Here is a 17979-nt window from a genome sequence, read left to right on the forward strand (position 1 = left end):
CATATAAAAATCGTTTTTAAGCAGCGGTACTGATAAAAATCGGCTTTCAAGAAACCCCTTTTGTCTATATTTGACTCATATCGCGGGAATCCTCTTAGCGCTGTGTTCTTAAAGTGAGATTTTTATACCTGTCAGAGCATCAGTTATATCAACGGCTCTTGCTTCTCTGAATTCCGCAGCCGTTGGAAAAATCAAAACGCAGCACGGTTTAATGACTGAGGTCATAAAAAGGGGTGGTATTTTGGAGAAAAGATTTGGAGAGGTTTTGAGATCAACGAAAAAGATATATATTCCAGTCTGTTAAATTCACTTACACCTTCTGAGTTCAGAGGCTTATTCATGTCATGGCACTCCTTCAAACAGACTTACCTGGTTAAGTTCTGGTCACCCGTTCCGGCCGTTATCGCGGCAGGCATTCTCTCTACTTATTATTTCGGCATTACCGGCACCTTCTGGGCCGTGACCGGCGAGTTCACCCGCTGGGGTGGTCAATTGTTGCAACTCGCAGGCGTGCATACCGAAGAGTGGGGATACTTTAAGCTCATTCATCTGGACGGCACCCCGCTCACCCGCATCGACGGGATGATGATCATCGGCATGTTCGGCGGGTGCTTCGCAGCGGCGCTGTGGGCAAACAACGTTAAGTTGCGGATGCCCAAAAGTCGTATTCGTATTATGCAGGCGGTGGTCGGCGGTATCATTGCCGGGTTTGGGGCCCGTCTGGCGATGGGCTGTAACCTGGCCGCTTTCTTTACGGGTATTCCTCAGTTTTCACTTCACGCCTGGTTCTTTGCCGTCGCCACGGCCATCGGCTCTTACTTTGGCGCAAAATTCACCCTGCTGCCGCTGTTCCGCATTCCGGTGAAAATGACAAAAGTCAGTGCAGCGTCTCCGTTAACCCAGAAGCCAGACCAGGCGCGTCGCCGTTTCCGCCTCGGTATGCTGGTCTTTTTTGCGATGGTCGCCTGGGCACTTTGCACTGCAATGAATCAGCCCAAACTCGGACTGGCCATGCTGTTCGGCGTGGGTTTTGGTCTGCTCATTGAACGCGCGCAGATCTGCTTCACCTCCGCCTTTCGTGATATGTGGATCACCGGGCGCACGATGATGGCGAAAGCGATTATCGCCGGGATGGCGGTCAGCGCCATCGGCATCTTCAGCTATGTCCAGCTGGGCGTCGAACCGAAAATCATGTGGGCCGGTCCTAACGCGGTCATTGGCGGCCTGCTGTTCGGCTTCGGGATCGTGCTGGCTGGCGGGTGTGAAACCGGCTGGATGTATCGTGCCGTCGAAGGCCAGGTGCACTACTGGTGGGTGGGCCTGGGAAATGTGATTGGCTCGACGATCCTGGCGTACTACTGGGATGACGTGTCTCCTGCTCTGGCCACCAGCTGGGACAAGGTTAATCTGCTGAACACCTTCGGCCCCCTCGGCGGCCTGCTGGTCACCTATGCCCTGCTGCTGGTCGCTTTTTTACTGGTTGTCGCGCAGGAGAAACGCTTCTTCCGTCGTGCGAGTGTTAAGACAGAAACCCAGGAGAATGCTGTATGAAAGATATCGTGCCCGATTACCGTCTGGATATGGTTGGTGAGCCCTGTCCTTACCCGGCTGTTGCCACGCTTGAAGCGTTACCGCAGCTCAAAAAAGGGGAAATACTGGAAGTGGTCAGCGATTGCCCGCAGTCTATCAACAACATACCGCTGGATGCGAAAAACCACGGCTACACGGTGCTGGATATCCAGCAGGATGGCCCAACCATTCGCTATCTGATTCAAAAATGATCGCTAAGGGCCTCATCAGGGGCCTTTATCGTATTGAATTATAAGACATCTTGATCCACGGCAAAAACGCGATTTTTGACTTAAGTAAAATCTCACTTCCCTTTTGAAGGAGGTTTTCGCGGTTTGATGTATTTACGAGCTTTACTGGTTTTCGCCTTATTAATTCCTTTCCATGCGCTGTCCCTGAATTTCTCTTCTACCTTCCTGCGCCTTAATTGTCCGCAAAGAGGACTTGTAGAGGTCATTCTGCACGTTTATGACCATACCCAGGAACGATGGCGCGGTCATTTTGAAACCGGCGCGGGACATAAACGTGCGGGTGATACCGAAATTATCCCGTTTGCCAACGGCGATATTCTCTTCCATTCCCTGTCCAGCGACGCTTTCAGCTATTTATATGATGGGGAAAAGGTCCTGAGGCACTGCGTAAAGCTTGATGAGCGGCCGGTTTATCCGTCGTTTTGAAGTGAGCAAAGCAAACTGGCCACCCTGTGGCCAGTTTGACGGCGGATCAGAAGCGATAACCCGCAGAGAACATAAACACCCACGGATCCAGGCGAGTATTGATACTTTGCTGCTGACCGCCCGCCTTGAAGCGTACGTCCGTATCAATATCCATGTACCAGACCGAGGCGTTAATCAACCAGTCGCGGTTAATCAGATAATCCAGACCGACCTGCCCCGCCATACCCCACGAATCTTTCAGGCTGAGGTCAGTCAGACCGGCCTCTTTACCGGTATCGTTAAACTTCTCGTCAAAGAAGGTGGTGTAGTTCACACCGGCGCCAATATAAGGACGCACCTTGCTGCTTGAGTCGCCAAAGTACCATTGCGCCATCAGCGTTGGCGGTAAATGGTGAACCGTGGCGATATCGCCGGTTGGCCCTAAACCGACACGATGACGGAACGGCGTTGCAGCCAGAAGCTCAACACCAACGTTATCCGTCGCCATATAGGTAAAGGTTAAACCTAACTGGGTGTTATTACTGACGTTAAACCCGCCCATTCCCAGCACGTTATCCGATCCTTCAGTTGGGCGAACCGTAGCCGAACCGGCACGAATAAAGAATTCGCCTGCTTCATGCGCATACGCGCCGCCAGAGAGACTGCTTAATACAAGGGCTGCCACCGCTAATTTTTTCATATCCGCTCCATCGTTGTGGTTTTAATCGCGGGTGAGAATATACTCACAAAAGAGTAATAAGTGATCTGCCACAGATCACATTAAAACCAGTAACTTAACATTCATTGATCTGGATTAATTTTTTGTTACGCATTCAAAAGCGATAAGTTGTTTCCATGTCAATTTTTGGCATTTCACGGTTACAAAATTTTCCGTTTTCCCCCTCTTGCTCTTCCTCTGGCGGCTGGATAATTTATCGCTCTCACAAGTTGATTTGATGCGTTCTTCTTTTGCAGGTGTGCCATGAGTGATATGAACCCGTGCATGACGTGCGGAGCCTGTTGTGCGTATTTTCGAGTCTCTTTCTACTGGGCCGAAGCCAGCGATGGCGGCGGTACCGTTCCGGTTCATCTTACTGAGCCGTTAACCCCCTTTTTGCGTTGCATGAGCGGCACGAACCAAAAACAGGCTCGCTGCGTGGCGCTACAGGGTGAGCCCGGGGTCTCTACCCGATGTTCCATCTATGAGGACCGGCCCAGCCCGTGCCGGGAATTTGCCATGTCCGGGGAAGATGGGCATGTCAACGAAGCCTGCAATCGCGCCCGGGCACGCGTTGGATTACCGCCGCTTTACAAAGATATGCTTTTCCATACAAGCCTTGATGCTGCCACAGCAGGCGCATCCGGTGTACAATTGCCGGCTAATTAACACCTGCAATACTCAAGGAGAGTGCATGTCTATCACGGCGAAGTCTGTCTACCGTGACACGGGAAACTTTTTCCGCAATCAGTTCATAACCTTTTTACTGATCGCGTTGCTATGTGCCTTTATCACGGTGGTGCTGGGCCATGCCTTCTCACCGAGTGATGAACAGATTGCCAGCCTGAGCCAGGGCGATCATCTTGCGGGTAGCGTGGGGCTATTTGAACTGGTGCAAAACATGACGCCGGAGCAGCAGCAAATTCTGCTGCGGGCGTCTGCCGCGTCAACGTTCTCAGGCCTGATTGGTAATGCGGTTCTGGCGGGCGGCGTTTTGCTGATGATTCAACTGGTCTCGGCGGGTCACCGGGTCAGCGCCTTACGGGCGATTGGTGCCAGTGCGCCAGTCCTACCTAAGCTGTTTATCCTGATCTTTTTAACCACCCTGCTGGTGCAAATGGGGATTATGCTGGTCGTGGTGCCGGGCGTATTACTGGCTATCGTGCTCTCATTTGCGCCTGTTATGGTTGTACAGGATAAGATGGGGATTTTTACCGCGATGCGCAGCAGCATCAGACTGGCATGGGCTAATATGCGTCTGGTAGCGCCCGCCGTGATCGGCTGGCTGCTCGCCAAAACGCTCCTGCTGTTGTTTGCACCGAATTTTGCGGTATTAACGCCTAATGTTGGCGCGGTGGTAGCGAATACGCTGAGCAATCTAATTTCAGCGGTACTGCTGGTCTATCTGTTCCGCCTGTTTATGTTAATTCGTCAGTAATCCTGAGGCGGAGGACTTCACCGTCTCCCGCCCCGCTCAGAAGATGGAATCACAGAATGAAGCAGTTTCTTGATTTTTTACCGCTCGTGGTCTTTTTTGCTTTTTATAAGCTGTATGACATTTATGCCGCGACCACTGCGCTGATCGTTGCGACCGCCGTAGTCCTGATCTACAGCTGGGTTCGCTACCGTAAAGTCGAAAAAATGGCGCTGATAACGTTTGTCCTGGTCGCCGTATTCGGCGGGCTTACGCTGTTCTTCCACAATGATGAATTTATTAAGTGGAAAGTGACGGTTATTTACGCGCTGTTTGCGGGCGCATTGTTAATTAGCCAGTGGGTCATGAAGAAGCCGCTTATCCAGCGCATGCTGGGCAAAGAGCTGACGCTGCCTCAGGAAGTCTGGTCCCGTCTGAATATCGCCTGGGCGGTCTTCTTTATTCTCTGTGGTCTTGCCAATATCTATATTGCCTTCTGGCTGCCGCAGAATATCTGGGTCAATTTTAAGGTCTTCGGCCTGACCGCGCTGACGCTTATCTTCACGCTGTTAAGCGGCGTATACATCTATCGCCACATGCCGCAGGACGACAAGCACTGATTAATGACTGACCAGAACGTCAACGACAGGCGTTCTGGTCTATTCTCTCCGCTGTGAAATCATAGTAGCATCCCGCCTGAAGTCTTCCGTTACGAGTTAAAACAATGACAACAAATAACGCCCCTCAGGGCGAACTGGTTTTACGCACACTGGCAATGCCCGCTGACACCAATGCCAATGGCGATATTTTTGGCGGCTGGCTGATGTCGCAAATGGATATGGGCGGCGCAATTCTGGCAAAAGAGATTGCCCACGGGCGCGTGGTCACCGTGAGGGTTGACGGCATGACCTTCCTGCGCCCGGTTGCGGTGGGAGATGTGGTTTGCTGTTACGCGCGCTGCGTAAAGCGCGGCAACACCTCTATTTCAATCAACATCGAAGTATGGGTTAAGAAAGTCTCTTCTGAACCTATTGGACAGCGTTATAAGGCCACCGAAGCGCTGTTTATTTATGTCGCCGTGGACAGCGAGGGTAAACCTCGTCAACTTCCGCAGGCCTGATCGACAGGCAAAAAAAAGCCTCCATCAGGAGGCTTTTTTTATTCCATCTGCGCCCCGCCATTCAGGCGGAAAACAATATTCACAATCAGACCACTGCCCGGTTTTCCGGCTTCATAGCGCCATCTGCGCATCGCCGATTTCACTTCGCGTTCAAACATATTCGAAGGCTGAGCGGACAAGATCTCCACGTTATCCACGCGGCCATCCACGGTCACGTCAAATTTCACCCTTACGCGGCCTTCAATACGCAAGGCCTGAGCTCGCGCCGGATACTGAGGCTGATTGCGACTCAGCGCGCGCGGGCCCGCAGGGGCACTGACTGTCGGCTTAGGCGCTGTCGCGGTGTTATTCATCACCGGACGCGAAGGAGCCGCATTCTCCACCGTCTGGGTCGCGCGCGGTTCAACCGGACGTTCTTCGCGTTTTGGACGCTCCTCGACCTTCTTCACCGGCTTTGGCTTCGGCTTAGGTTTTGGCTTCGGTTCAGGCTTGTGGATCACCACCGGCGCTTCCTTCGGTGGCGCCGGAACGGGCTCGGGCTCTGGCTCAGGTTCAGCTACCGGCTGCGGTGGCGGAGGTGCAGCCTGCGGCGGCTCGAGATCCGCTGGCGAGACCATCGTCACCGAAATCGGCTGCGCGGGCGCGGGCATTTCAATAACCTGATGAACCGAGGTATACAGCAAGCCCGCCACAACAGCACCGTGAATCACGACGGAAAGCAGCGTCGGCCAGGGAAAGCGGCGAGGTAAATCAAGGGTCATCGAAGTCATAATCATCAACGTTAAAAAACCGAACACTGATTTTAAATGCAAATAGCAATCATATTCAATAAGACACTTTGTTCTGGCGCAACTTTCGCACATGAGAGGCCAAAAAAGGCGCAGTCAGATCAGGGTATTAACATTGTTTTTATTTTACATTGCAGTCATTTGACCTTTCACATAACGTAACTGACACTTTTACCGGTTAAGGAGCTTCGCCGTGTTTTACGTGATTTACTCTGAAGATGTTGCTGATTCGCTCGAAAAACGCCAGTCTGTGCGCCCTGCGCATCTGGCACGTTTGCAGCTACTCCAGGATGAAGGCCGTTTACTGACCGCCGGCCCAATGCCAGCAGTAGACAGCAACGATCCGGGCGCCGCCGGTTTTGCCGGTTCCACTGTGATTGCTGAGTTTGAATCCCAGGAAGCCGCTCAGGCCTGGGCTGACGCAGACCCTTACGTTGCAGCGGGGGTGTATGCAAAAGTGACGGTCAGACCGTATAAGAAAGTGTTCTGATACCAAAGCGGCTCCGAAAGGAGCCTTTTTTATTGCGGCGGTTATGCGTCTCTATGCCGGGTAAACTGCTGCTCTGTAATCAGGCTTCCCCACTGGTCACCTTCCCACTCTTTTACCAACCTAAACCCAAACGACTCGTACAGACGCCGGGCGGCGGTCAGCTTATTGAATGTCCAGAGATGCACGGCAGAGAAACCCACGCTGTCACAAAAGCGCATCGCTTCGGTCAGCAGTTTTTTCCCCACCCCGTGTCCCCGGCAGCCATCGTCAAGAATAAACCAGCGAAGATGGGCTTCACCCGGCGCTAAATCCTCGCCATCTATCGCCACCGACCCCACTATCCTGCCGTTCATCACCGCCAGCCAGATCTGATTGCACGGTTTATCCAACCGCTCACTAAATTCTGCAACCCCTGTAGCCACTTTGGCCTCAAAAAAACGGCCAAAATGATGCTCGCGCGCGTAATAGACCCCGTGCATCTCCGCGATACGGCCAATCATCCCAGGAATGTACCCCTGTACTATCGTGAGCTCGTCGGGGCGCGTGTCGTTGGCCTTTTCACGGCACGCCAGCAGCGCGTTGGCGTAAAGAGAGAGTCCCTCAGAAATGGTCTGCTGTTGGGCAGGAGCAAGACTCTTTATTGCTGAGACCACGCGCTCGTTGCTAAAGGTATTGATTTTACTGACCGTCTCATGACCTTTCGCGGTCAGCCTGAGGCTCTTCGCTCTCGCATCTTCAGGTGAAGTCACCTCCTCGAGTTCACCCGCGGCAATCAGGCGAGCCAGCATCCGGCTGACGCTGGACTTTTCCAGGCCCAGCAGCTGCACCAGCTGGCTTGCCGTCATCTCTTTGCGCAGGGCTATCTCGACCAGGGTATGGACGGCCGAAGGCGAATAGTTCGTTGAGGCCAGGGTCGAGGCCATAAAACCTAACTCTCGCACCATCAGGCGCGAGGAACGTCGAATAACACTGACTACCGGGGTTTCGCTGTGCATGTTCTGCCCTCATCATTTAGTTGTACTATACAACCAAATGATCAGGGGTTGTCAAACAAAAAAAGCTCCCTCAGGAGCCTTTTTTAACCATCAATGCAGCGACGCTAACCTCGCCGCAAACCCGACAAACAGTAGCCCAATCAGACCGTTCCCCAGCTTTGCCAGTTTCTTTTTGGTTTTCAGATAACGTGTGACAAAGGCGCCTGAGAAAATCAGGAAGCTCATGTACGTAAAGCTTATTAACTCCAGCGTCGTCGCGAGGATCAGGAAAGAAGTGCCGGTACTTTGTGCATTCACGTCGATGAACTGAACGAAAAACGATACGTAGAAAAGAATCGCTTTGGGGTTGGTCAGGCTTAACACCAGCGAACGTTTCATGATCATACTGGCAGGTTCAGGGCCGCTCTCATGGGCATTTTTCTGGCGGTTCACCACCGACCAGAGCATTTTGCCCCCCAGCCAGAGCAGATAGAAGGCCCCGAGATAGCGCACGATATTAAACAGTACCGGCGTAGTCTGAATTAATGCCGCGACGCCCGCCCAGGCCAGAAACATCAGCACCGCATCGCCGATGAATACACCCGTGGCGGCGAGATACCCTTTTTTAACGCCGTGTCCGATCCCGGTTTTTAACACAAACAGGGTATTCGGTCCTGGCACCAGCACGATAAAAAATGCGCCAACAACATACGTCCAGAAATTCAGTACGCCAAACTCCGCAAACACTTCTCCCTCCTTTTGCTAAACGCAACTGGAACAACGCTGCAAATACGCTATTCCCAAAAATCAGACGCTATAAAATCAGCGGGCACCATTACGGTGCCCTCATGGTTTCAGATATCCTGGACTGCGAACAGCAACGCATTGCGGTGCCTGGTCAATCCACATTTTCTGATGGCGTGAATACGCATATTGCGGCGGGATTGTGCTTCCAGCCAACGAGCTTTGCGACGACTCACCTGTCGCAACATGCGCCAGCGCCCTACTTCAGTTCTACTGCGCTTCATGTCTACAACTCTTTCTCTAATACTTTTTCTCTAAAAGAAAGGCCATTATAAACCCAACCCGGCAGCAAACCAGCGCTTTTACCTGGCGTTTTTATTTGCCAGATGAATCCTGATGCGTACACTCATAACAATACGCTTTCAAAAGGATTTTTTTACCTATGACAACCTTCTACACCGTGGTGAGTTGGCTGGTCATTTTGGGATACTGGCTGTTAATCGCGGGTGTGACATTACGCATCCTGATGAAGCGCAGAGCCGTACCCTCTGCCATGGCCTGGCTTCTGATAATCTATATCCTCCCTCTGGTGGGAATTATTGCCTATCTCTCTTTCGGCGAGCTACATCTGGGTAAACGCCGCGCCGAACGGGCCCGTGCCATGTGGCCCTCTACCGCGAAGTGGCTCCACGACCTTAAAGCCTGCAAACATATCTTTGCCGAGGAGAACAGCAGCGTCGCCTCATCCCTGTTTAAGCTGTGCGAGCGCCGCCAGGGAATTGGCGGCGTTAAGGGCAACCAGCTGCAGCTGCTGACCTCGTCGGACGACGTTATGCAGGCGTTAATCCGCGATATCCAGCTGGCGCGTCATAATATCGAGATGGTTTTTTATATCTGGCAGCCCGGCGGGATGGCTGACCAGGTCGCTGAGTCGCTGATGGCCGCCGCGCGTCGCGGTATACATTGCCGCCTGATGCTTGATTCTGCAGGCAGCGTGGCATTTTTCCGCAGCCCCTGGGCGGGCATGATGCGCAATGCCGGTATTGAGGTGGTTGAGGCATTGAAGGTAAATCTCCTCCGCGTGTTTCTGCGCCGAATGGATCTCCGCCAGCACCGCAAAATGATCATGATCGATAACTATATTGCCTACACCGGCAGCATGAATATGGTTGACCCGCGCTTCTTTAAACAGGACTCGGGGGTAGGTCAATGGGTTGATTTGATGGCGCGAATGGAGGGGCCGATTGCCACCTCGATGGGCATCGTGTATTCCTGCGACTGGGAGATTGAAACCGGCAAGCGTATCCTGCCGCCTCCACCGGACGGCAATATAATGCCGTTTGAAGAGGCCAGCGGTCACACCATTCATACCATTGCTTCCGGGCCGGGCTTCCCGGAGGACTTAATTCATCAGGCGCTGCTGACGGCAACCTACTCAGCGCGTGAATATTTGATCATGACGACGCCCTACTTTGTCCCCAGCGACGACCTCCTGCATGCGATCTGTACCGCAGCACAGCGCGGTGTCGATGTGAGCATCATTTTGCCGCGCAAAAATGACTCCCTACTGGTAGGCTGGGCCAGCCGGGCATTCTTTAGCGAACTGCTGGCCGCCGGGGTGAAAATTTACCAGTTTGAGGGCGGATTGCTCCACACCAAGAGCGTTCTCGTCGACGGTGAACTGAGCCTTGTGGGAACGGTCAACCTGGATATGCGCAGCCTGTGGCTAAACTTTGAAATTACGCTGGTCATTGACGATGCTGGCTTTGGCGGCGATCTCGCCGCGGTGCAGGATGACTATATCTCCCGCTCGCGGCTGCTGGATGCCAGACTGTGGGTAAAACGTCCGCTGTGGCAGAGAATTGCCGAACGACTGTTTTACTTCTTTAGTCCGTTGCTGTAAAACGTGCCCAACGATGTTAAACAGGTAGTCATCATGGAAATGGATCTGAACAATCGCCTGACCGAAGACGAAACGCTCGAGCAGGCCTATGACATTTTTCTCGAACTGGCGGTTGATAACCTCGATCCCGCAGACGTGATCCTCTTCAATCTGCAGTTCGAAGAGCGCGGCGGCGCTGAACTGTTCGACCCTTCAGAAGACTGGGCTGAGCATGTGGATTTCGACCTGAATCCGGACTTCTTTGCCGAAGTGGTGATTGGGCTGGCTGATGAAGACGGCGGCGAAATTAACGATATCTTCGCTCGCGTCCTGCTGTGTCGTGAGAAAGACCACAAGCTGTGCCATATACTCTGGCGCGAATAATAAAAAAGGCTGCAATTGCAGCCTTTTTTATTTACTCCGGCAATTCACTGCCGCAGCGGTAACAAAACCGCGCGCTATGTTCATGCTCGCCCTGCTGGCAATGAGGACATTTGCGCTGCTGCTTGCGACTCTGAAAGGCACTGCTCATGTGCGTGGTTATCAGCCCCGTCGGGATCGCAATCACCGAATAACCAATCAGAATCAATACTGATGCAACTATGCGTCCCAGCGGCGTGTGGGGCGTGATATCGCCATACCCCACGGTCGTCACGGTCACTATCGCCCAGTAAACGGAGGCATTCAGCGTCGTGAAGCCATATTTAGGCCCTTCTATTAAATACATCAGCGCGCCAAAAACGATCATGACGATGGCAATAAACGAGTAGAACAAAATAAGCTGATGCCGCGCGCTGACGATCGCACTCCAGAACACGCGTAATGACGGCATAAAGCGCAGTAATTTCAGAATACGTAATACCCGAATCACGCGCATCGCTCGCCAGGCAAAGACATAGCTCAGGCTGATCTCCGGCCACAGCCACATCACGTAGAGCGGCAGGATGGTGGCTAAATCAATACATCCCCAGAAGCTGAAAACATATCTGGCCGGGTTGGGCCAGGCTATTACTCTGAGGAGATATTCGGCGGTAAAGACCAGGGTAATCGCCAGTTCAAGCCAGACAAAGATATGCCATTCGTCAAACGTCAGGTGGTATTGCGTCCCGGCACCGGATTCAATAAAGATGACAACCACGCTGAGGAGCGCAAATAAACCGCAAAGACCTTCGAAGCGTCGCCCGGATACCGTTTCAGGATCGAATAAAAAATGATATAGCCGCCGACGGGCTAACGTGAATACACGCGACACAGTAACCTCGCAAAAAATAAGGGCTGACATCATGTCAGCCCTTGCGATTATAACGGGTCTACTTTCAGGCAGGAAACCGCATGTCGGAAACTACCTTCAAGAACCGGTCGCGTTTTTGCACATTCCGGCCCGGCCATTGGGCAGCGGGTGCGGAAGACGCAGCCCGACGGCGGGTTAATCGGTGAGGGTAATTCCCCTTCCAGAAGCTGGATGGTTTTATTTTTCTCCAGATCGGGATCGGGGATCGGCACTGCGGACATCAGCGCTCTGGTGTATGGGTGCAATGGATTGTGGTACACCTCGTCATAGGTGCCCAGCTCCACCGCATGACCCAGGTACATCACCAGCACGCGGTCAGAGATGTGTTTCACCACGGCCAGGTCATGCGCGATGAAGATCAGCGACAGCCCCATTTCGCGCTGCAGCTTCTGCAGCAGGTTAACCACCTGCGCCTGAATGGAGACGTCCAGCGCGGAAACCGGCTCATCGCAGATAATCAGCTTCGGTTCGAGGATCAGCGCACGGGCAATACCAATACGCTGGCACTGACCGCCTGAGAATTCATGCGGATAGCGGTTGATGAGGTTAGGCAACAGACCGACTTTCATCATCATCGCCTTAACGCGATCGCGCACTTCCTGACGAGACATCTTCGGATGATAGGTCCGCAGCGGCTCGGCAATAATCTCGCCGATGGTCATACGGGGGTTAAGTGACGCCAGCGGATCCTGGAAAATCATCTGGATATTGCTGCGCACCGCACGCCACTCGTCGGGTTTCATGCCCAGCAGATTTTTGCCCAGCCAGGCCACTTTTCCGTCGGTAGCTTTTACCAGACCAATAATGGCTCGCGCGAAGGTCGATTTACCGCAGCCGGACTCTCCCACCACGCCCAGGGTTTCCCCTTCGTACAGGCGCAGCGTGACGCCGTCCACCGCTTTGAGGGTCTTTGGCGGCTGCCAGAACCACTGTTTGCCGTCTTTGATGTCGAAATGCACTTTAAGGTCAGCGATTTCGAGCAGCACGTTGCGTTTTTCATCTAATGCGTTCATACCAGCTCCTCCTGCGGCTTAAAGCAGGCGCGCAGACGGCCTGGTGCAAACTCTTCCAGCGGCGGAGCGCTGTTGCAGATTTCCATCGCGTGCGGGCAGCGCGGCTGGAACGGACAGCCTTTCGGCAGACGCAGCAGGTTTGGCGGGTTGCCCGGAATGGTGAGAAGAGATTCCCCTTCCGCATCCAGACGCGGCACCGCATTCAACAGACCAATGGAGTACGGGTGCGCAGGCTGATAGAAGACATCGCGCGCTTTGCCGTATTCCATGGTACGACCGGCGTACATCACCAGCACTTTGTCACAGATGCCCGCCACCACGCCCAGGTCGTGGGTGATCATGATAATCGCCGTGTTGAACTCACGCTTCAGCTCGTTCAACAGGGTCATGATTTGCGCCTGCACGGTAACGTCCAGCGCGGTGGTAGGTTCATCGGCAATCAGCAGCTTTGGCCGGCACAGCAGCGCCATCGCAATCATCACGCGCTGACGCATACCGCCAGAAAACTCGTGCGGGAACATGCGCATACGCTTACGCGCCTCCGGCATTTTCACCGCATCCAGCATTTTGACCGACTCTTCAAAGGCTTCCGCTTTGCCCAGGCCTTTATGCAGCATCAGGACTTCCATCAGCTGCTCGCCGACGCGCATGTACGGGTTCAGCGAGGTCATCGGATCCTGGAAAATCATCGAGATCTGCTCGGCACGCAGCTTGTTCAGCTCGTGCTCCGGCAGGTTGAGGATTTCGCGACCGTTGAATTTAGCGGAGCCGCCAATCACGCCGTTAGCGGCCAGCAGCCCCATCAGCGCAAAGGCCGTCTGGGATTTTCCGGAACCGGATTCCCCAACGATCCCCAGCGTTTCACCCGCGCGCAGGTTGAAGTTGAGATCGTTGACGGCGGTAACATCCCCGTCCGGCGTTTTAAAGGTCACGCGGAGGTCTTTTACATCCAGCAGAAGATTGTTCTGCTGTTGAACCTGTGGCGCAGTGGCCGTTTCAATAATTGTCATGACGGCGCTCCTTAACGGTCTTTCGGATCGAGGGCATCACGCAGGCCATCGCCGATAAAGTTAAAACAAAACAGGGTGACGACCAGGAAACCCGCCGGATAAAGCAGCAGCCACGGTGAAACTTCCATCGAGTTTGCGCCATCGCTCAGCAGTGCGCCCCAGCTGCTCAGTGGCTCTTGTGTACCCAGCCCCAGGAAGCTCAGGAAAGATTCAAAGAGGATCATGCTTGGCACCAGCAGTGAGGCATAGACCACCACCACGCCCAGCACGTTAGGAACAATATGGCGAACCACGATATTCCCGGTGGATACACCGCCTACCTGCGCGGCTTCGATAAACTCTTTGCGTTTAAGGCTCAGCGTCTGGCCGCGAACAATACGCGCCATATCCAGCCAGGAAACCATCCCGATGGCCACGAAGATCAACAGGATATTCTGGCCGAAGAAGGTCACCAGCAGGATGACGAAGAACATGAACGGGAAGGAGTTCAGGATTTCCAGCAGACGCATCATTACCGAATCAATTTTGCCGCCAAGATAGCCGGAAAGTGAACCGTAGAGCGTACCCACGATCACCGCCACCAGCGCGGCAGCAATACCAACCATCAGCGAGATACGGCCACCGATAGCGACACGCACCAGCAGATCGCGTCCTGAGGAGTCCGTGCCAAAATAGTGGCCTGATTCCATATCCGGCGCGCTGGACATCATGCCCCAGTCGGTGTCGAAATAGGTAAATTGCGACAGCATCGGCGCCAGGGTCACAAACAGCGCGATGATCACCAGAACAACCAGACTGGCAACCGCTGCACGGTTGTGCATAAAGCGACGGCGCGCATACTGCCAGAGGCTACGACCTTCTACTTCCAGTTTTTCACTGAAGTTTTCCAGCGCCTCGCTGTTTTTCTTACTCAACATCATGGCGTGCTCCAGCGTTAGTAACGGATTTTCGGATCGATGACGGCATACAGCACATCGACGATAGCGTTAAAGAGAATGGTCAGCGCACCGACGAGAATCGTCAGGCTCAGTACCAGCGAATAGTCGCGGTTGAGCGCGCCGTTAACGAACAGCTGACCAATGCCAGGCAGGCCGTAGATTGTTTCGATAACCATAGAGCCGGTGATGATCCCGACAAAAGCCGGTCCCATATAGGAGAGCACAGGCAACAGCGCCGGTTTGAGCGCATGGCGGAAGATAATCCGACGCATCGGCAGCCCTTTAGCGCGCGCGGTACGAATGAAGTTTGAGTGCAGCACTTCGATCATTGAACCACGGGTGATACGCGCGATACTTGCGATGTACGCCAGAGATAATGCCACCATCGGCAAAATCATGAACTTCAATGCCCCGCCGTTCCAGCCGCCGCCAGGCAGCCACTTCAGCGTGATGGCAAATATCATCACCAGTAATGGCGCGACAACGAAGCTGGGTATGACTACCCCGGTCATTGCCACCCCCATTACGGCATAATCCCATTTGGTATTTTGTCTGAGCGCGGCGATAACGCCTGCGGTGACGCCGAAAACGATGGCCAGAATGAATGCCGCAGCACCCAACTTAGCCGAAACCGGGAAGCTGGACGCAACCAGGTCGTTAACGGAATAGTCTTTATATTTAAATGACGGTCCAAAATCGCCGTGAGCCAACTGCTTCAGATAATTGAAGTACTGGGTGGAGATAGGATCGTTTAAGTGGTATTTCGCTTCGATATTCGCCATGACTTCAGGCGGCAGCGTACGCTCACCGGTAAATGGACTTCCCGGCGCAAGGCGCATCATGAAGAAGGAAATCGTGATGAGAATAAATAGCGTTGGAATCGCTTCAAGACAGCGACGTAGGATAAATTTCAACATTGCCCGTACCTTCTGGCGTGTGCCTATATTATGTGACGTTGGTTAGACACCGTGGGGCGAGCTCGCCCGCCCCACTCATTGCCATTAATGCTTGATAATATACAAGTTTTTAACGTAGATATTATCCATCGGGTCTTTACCGGTATATCCACCTACCCACGGTTTCACCAGACGGGCGTTAACGTAGTAGTAAACCGGAACGATCGCGGAATCTTTATCCAGCTGCTGCTCGGCCTTAGAGTACAGTTCTGTACGCTGCGCTTCGTCAGTGGTTTTCAGCGTGTCGCCAATCAGCTTGTCGAACGCCGGGCTCTTGTAGTGCGCGGTGTTGTTCGAGCTGTCGCTCAGCATGGTGTTCAGGAAGGAGGTCGGTTCGTTATAGTCCGCACACCAGCCTGCACGCGCCACGTCAAAGGTGCCCTGATGGCGGCTGTCGAGGAAGGTTTTCCACTCCTGGTTCTCCAGCTTCACATTCGCGCCCAGGTTCTTTTTCCAGATGGAGGCGACGGCGATAGCCAGTTTTTTGTGCAGATCGGAAGTGTTGTACAGCAGGCTGAAGGTCAGCGGCTTATCAGCGGTGTAGCCCGCTTCGGCCAGCAGTTTCTTCGCTTCTGCGTTACGCTGTTCTTGAGTCTGTTTGAACCAGTCTGGCTCGGTCAGTTTTGCGCCATCGGTGTACGGCGGGGTATAGCTGTACGCCGGCAGATCGCCCTGGTTTTTCACTTTGTTCACGATGATATCGCGATCCAGTGCCAGCTTCAGCGCGGTACGGACACGTACGTCGGTGAACGGTGCTTTCTGGTTGTTGATTTCATAGTAATAGGTGCACAGGTACGGATCGACGTGAACTTCTTTAGGGATCTCTTTTTTCAGTTTCTGGAACAGTTCAATCGGCATGTTGTTATAGGTCATGTCGATTTCACCGCTGCGGTAGCGGTTAACATCCGTCACTTCGGACGAAATTGGCAGGTAGGTCACCTGGTCAATGACGGTTTTCGCGTTATCCCAATACTGTGGGTTACGGTCAAGCACCATACGTTCGTTGACCACCCAGTCTTTCAGCTTATAGGCACCGTTGGTGACGATATTGGCAGGCTGCGTCCATTTCTCACCAAATTTTTCCACGGCAGATTTTGGTACCGGGGAGACGGACGGGTGAACCAGCAGCTTATAGAAGTACGGAACAGGTTCGCTCAACGTGACTTCGAAGGTATTGGCATCGATCGCTTTAACGCCCAGATCAGTGATCGGTTTTTTGCCCGCGATGATGTCATCAATATTGGCGATGTGGCCATATTGCAGGTAGCTCGCATACGGAGAGGCGGTCGTTGGATTCGCAAGACGCTGCCAGCTATAAACGAAATCTTCGGCCGTGACCGGCGTACCGTCGGACCATTTCGCATCTTTACGCAGATGGAAGGTCCAGACTTTGAAATCTTTGTTTTCCCATTTTTCTGCCACACCCGGCGCCGGGTGGCCGTCTACGTCTGTCACCAGCAGGCCTTCGAACAGGTCGCGGTTAACGTTAGACTCAGGAACACCTTCAATTTTGTGCGGGTCAAGAGACTGAACTTCCGCACCGTTGTTACGCACCAGCGTCTGCTTCTCCGCCAGTTGAACACCTGCAGGAACGTCCGCAGCCATTGCAGCGTTTCCCGCGATTAGCGCAGTTAAAATCCCCGCCGCTACCAGATTTTTTTTTGTGATGATGGACATTGTGTTGGTACTCCACTCATTATAATGACTGGCCTTCGCCAGCTGTGTAATCCCCTGTTGGGGCCTGTACAGCGCAGGAGTTTTTTTTGCTGCTGTCAGGTTCTTCTTTTACTGCTTGCTATCACCGACTTTTTTATTACTGACCGCTCGTATGGCCGTCTTGCGTCGATTCTTTACAGGCCTCCCCTGTTTGAGACCTGCGCTGGATATCTGAGAAGAGAACCATATGAAAATAATTCTCATCTGATTGTTTTATGCTGCAAAATATTAGGCCGGAAAGTATCAAATGGCGTAAACCCGCGCCAATACATTTTGCAAATTTGTTAAGCAATTCTCTTTTACGGTGAGTATCGTATCGTTGAGGGCAGCCCTGCCGGACATCGAATATCAATAAAAAAACATGATATTCAATAAGATAGAGAATTTTTTCTCTACAAGCGCGTCGCTGCGCTATCATCGAGTGATTTTGTACAAAAATTTAACAACTGGTTATTATTTAGCACATTCATCTAGGGGAATGTTGAATTTACTAATATCATTTCGGTTATCTCTCAGCAAGCCCCAGAGTATCATGTGAGTAAAATAACAGTTCGATCGAAGGTTTTCTGCGCAGGCGGGTTTGGCGGGAATTAATAACTTGTTGAAATACAAGCAATGAACATTATTAGTAGAATTTATTATGATATGTGAGCATTTCAACTTTAGTTATAGGATTTACTGATAATGATGTAAAAAAACG

22 protein-coding genes are annotated in these 17979 nt (G+C 52.7%); 10 read left to right on the plus strand and 12 right to left on the minus strand.

Features of this window, described 5'->3' with window-relative positions; genetic code table 11:
- Positions 1-339 precede the first annotated feature (339 nt).
- From yedE to N037_RS16170, 3 genes are all read left to right on the plus strand, one after another.
- On the plus strand, positions 340-1551 hold the full coding sequence (yedE, locus tag N037_RS16160; protein WP_032642199.1) for a selenium metabolism membrane protein YedE/FdhT: 1212 nt from the start codon (positions 340-342) through the stop codon (positions 1549-1551).
- Positions 1548-1781 carry a sulfurtransferase-like selenium metabolism protein YedF gene (gene yedF / locus N037_RS16165; RefSeq protein ID WP_006175744.1) on the plus strand — a complete coding sequence of 78 codons (234 nt, stop codon included), beginning with the start codon at positions 1548-1550 and terminating at the stop codon, positions 1779-1781. Before yedE ends, yedF begins: the two co-directional genes overlap by 4 nt.
- Before the next feature lie 126 nt (positions 1782-1907).
- Positions 1908-2246: a hypothetical protein gene (locus tag N037_RS16170; protein WP_032642200.1), complete on the plus strand. Its 339-nt coding sequence runs from the start codon at positions 1908-1910 to the stop codon at positions 2244-2246.
- A 46-nt stretch (positions 2247-2292) separates the two neighbouring features.
- Here the strand turns inward: N037_RS16170 and ompW are convergent, their stop codons facing one another.
- Together ompW and N037_RS25110 are read right to left on the minus strand one after the other, a co-directional pair.
- Positions 2293-2925 (minus strand): outer membrane protein OmpW, encoded by a 633-nt coding sequence (gene ompW, locus N037_RS16175; RefSeq protein WP_023335963.1) that lies wholly within the window; start codon positions 2923-2925, stop codon positions 2293-2295.
- 114 nt (positions 2926-3039) lie between these two features.
- Positions 3040-3315 carry a hypothetical protein gene (locus N037_RS25110; RefSeq protein ID WP_197278584.1) on the minus strand — a complete coding sequence of 92 codons (276 nt, stop codon included), beginning with the start codon at positions 3313-3315 and terminating at the stop codon, positions 3040-3042.
- On the opposite strand from N037_RS25110, the gene N037_RS24190 reads away from it, so the two are divergent.
- The 4 genes from N037_RS24190 (at position 3208) to yciA (ending at position 5477) form a co-directional block, all read left to right on the plus strand.
- Complete coding sequence (locus N037_RS24190; protein WP_032642201.1) at positions 3208-3612, plus strand: YkgJ family cysteine cluster protein; 405 nt, start codon at positions 3208-3210, stop codon at positions 3610-3612. The genes N037_RS25110 and N037_RS24190 overlap by 108 nt on opposite strands.
- Positions 3613-3637: 25 nt before the next feature.
- Entirely contained in the window at positions 3638-4381 is a 744-nt protein-coding gene (locus N037_RS16180) for a YciC family protein (protein WP_032642202.1), read from the plus strand.
- Between the two features lie 56 nt (positions 4382-4437).
- Complete coding sequence (locus tag N037_RS16185; protein ID WP_023312088.1) at positions 4438-4977, plus strand: septation protein A; 540 nt, start codon at positions 4438-4440, stop codon at positions 4975-4977.
- A 104-nt stretch (positions 4978-5081) separates the two neighbouring features.
- Positions 5082-5477 (plus strand): acyl-CoA thioester hydrolase YciA, encoded by a 396-nt coding sequence (gene yciA / locus N037_RS16190; RefSeq protein WP_023335966.1) that lies wholly within the window; start codon positions 5082-5084, stop codon positions 5475-5477.
- A gap of 38 nt (positions 5478-5515) precedes the next feature.
- On the opposite strand, the gene tonB is transcribed toward yciA, so the two are convergent.
- The gene (tonB, locus tag N037_RS16195) at positions 5516-6238 is read right to left on the minus strand and encodes a TonB system transport protein TonB (RefSeq protein ID WP_032642203.1); all 723 of its coding nucleotides are present in this window, start codon (positions 6236-6238) and stop codon (positions 5516-5518) included.
- 220 nt (positions 6239-6458) lie between these two features.
- On the opposite strand from tonB, the gene N037_RS16200 reads away from it, so the two are divergent.
- Positions 6459-6755, plus strand: coding sequence for a YciI family protein (locus N037_RS16200; protein ID WP_023327637.1), 297 nt, complete (start codon positions 6459-6461; stop codon positions 6753-6755).
- 41 nt (positions 6756-6796) lie between these two features.
- On the opposite strand, the gene N037_RS16205 is transcribed toward N037_RS16200, so the two are convergent.
- The 3 genes from N037_RS16205 to N037_RS24920 all read right to left on the minus strand — a co-directional run bounded on the left by N037_RS16205 (position 6797) and on the right by N037_RS24920 (position 8757).
- Positions 6797-7750: a bifunctional helix-turn-helix transcriptional regulator/GNAT family N-acetyltransferase gene (locus N037_RS16205; RefSeq protein WP_032642204.1), complete on the minus strand. Its 954-nt coding sequence runs from the start codon at positions 7748-7750 to the stop codon at positions 6797-6799.
- Between the two features lie 90 nt (positions 7751-7840).
- Positions 7841-8476, minus strand: a complete 636-nt coding sequence (leuE, locus tag N037_RS16210; protein ID WP_032642206.1) for a leucine efflux protein LeuE — start codon at positions 8474-8476, stop codon at positions 7841-7843.
- Positions 8477-8583: 107 nt separating this feature from the next.
- A complete protein-coding gene (locus N037_RS24920; RefSeq protein ID WP_086379783.1) occupies positions 8584-8757 on the minus strand; it encodes a YciY family protein in 174 nt (57 codons plus the stop codon).
- Between the two features lie 158 nt (positions 8758-8915).
- Between N037_RS24920 and cls the strand changes: the two genes are divergently transcribed.
- Both cls and N037_RS16220 read left to right on the plus strand, forming a co-directional pair.
- Positions 8916-10376 carry a cardiolipin synthase gene (cls, locus tag N037_RS16215; protein ID WP_023335970.1) on the plus strand — a complete coding sequence of 487 codons (1461 nt, stop codon included), beginning with the start codon at positions 8916-8918 and terminating at the stop codon, positions 10374-10376.
- 33 nt (positions 10377-10409) lie between these two features.
- Complete coding sequence (locus tag N037_RS16220) at positions 10410-10739, plus strand: HI1450 family dsDNA-mimic protein (protein ID WP_006810881.1); 330 nt, start codon at positions 10410-10412, stop codon at positions 10737-10739.
- Positions 10740-10770: 31 nt separating this feature from the next.
- Here the strand turns inward: N037_RS16220 and N037_RS16225 are convergent, their stop codons facing one another.
- The 6 genes from N037_RS16225 to oppA all read right to left on the minus strand — a co-directional run bounded on the left by N037_RS16225 (position 10771) and on the right by oppA (position 17240).
- A complete protein-coding gene (locus N037_RS16225; RefSeq protein ID WP_032642208.1) occupies positions 10771-11640 on the minus strand; it encodes an ion transporter in 870 nt (289 codons plus the stop codon).
- Between the two features lie 14 nt (positions 11641-11654).
- Complete coding sequence (oppF, locus tag N037_RS16230) at positions 11655-12659, minus strand: murein tripeptide/oligopeptide ABC transporter ATP-binding protein OppF (RefSeq protein WP_032642210.1); 1005 nt, start codon at positions 12657-12659, stop codon at positions 11655-11657.
- Positions 12656-13669 (minus strand): ABC transporter ATP-binding protein, encoded by a 1014-nt coding sequence (locus N037_RS16235; RefSeq protein ID WP_023335973.1) that lies wholly within the window; start codon positions 13667-13669, stop codon positions 12656-12658. Before N037_RS16235 ends, oppF begins: the two co-directional genes overlap by 4 nt.
- An 11-nt stretch (positions 13670-13680) precedes the next feature.
- Complete coding sequence (gene oppC, locus N037_RS16240) at positions 13681-14589, minus strand: oligopeptide ABC transporter permease OppC (protein WP_032642213.1); 909 nt, start codon at positions 14587-14589, stop codon at positions 13681-13683.
- A gap of 14 nt (positions 14590-14603) precedes the next feature.
- A complete protein-coding gene (oppB, locus tag N037_RS16245) occupies positions 14604-15524 on the minus strand; it encodes an oligopeptide ABC transporter permease OppB (RefSeq protein ID WP_008502786.1) in 921 nt (306 codons plus the stop codon).
- An 84-nt stretch (positions 15525-15608) separates the two neighbouring features.
- The gene (gene oppA / locus N037_RS16250; RefSeq protein WP_023335974.1) at positions 15609-17240 is read right to left on the minus strand and encodes an oligopeptide ABC transporter substrate-binding protein OppA; all 1632 of its coding nucleotides are present in this window, start codon (positions 17238-17240) and stop codon (positions 15609-15611) included.
- Positions 17241-17979: the final 739 nt, after the last annotated feature.

The organism is Enterobacter sp. EGD-HP1 (assembly GCF_000733275.2).
Taxonomy (GTDB): Bacteria; Pseudomonadota; Gammaproteobacteria; order Enterobacterales; family Enterobacteriaceae; genus Enterobacter.